This window comes from Yersinia sp. 2542 StPb PI, from assembly GCF_048593855.1.
In the GTDB taxonomy this organism is placed as follows: Bacteria; Pseudomonadota; Gammaproteobacteria; order Enterobacterales; family Enterobacteriaceae; genus Yersinia; species Yersinia enterocolitica_E.
On the sequence record NZ_JAZGQA010000563.1, the window covers coordinates 1 to 266 of the forward strand.

The window sequence follows — 266 nt, forward strand, 5'->3', positions numbered from 1 at the left end:
GGCACGAATAGCTTTAGCGGCGCACACCATATCGGTGCCACAGGGGCATTAACGGTAACGCAGGCCAGTAATCTGGGAGCCTCGACGGCTACTGTGAATCTGGATACCGCCACCTCCCATCTGGTGCTGAACGGTGTTAGCGGCGCGGTTGCCAATGCCCTCAGCGGTGTGGCGGATTCGACTGTTGATATCAACAATGGTGCGAATGTGTCGCTGACCGGCAATAACAGTGGCTTCCTCGGTCAGTATGCGCTGGCGGACAGCAG

At 57.9% G+C, this 266-nt stretch carries 1 protein-coding gene; it reads left to right on the forward strand.

The features are described from left to right. Positions 1-266: hypothetical protein (locus V1952_RS22740; RefSeq protein ID WP_420075658.1), on the forward strand; the 266-nt coding region annotated here is incomplete at both ends.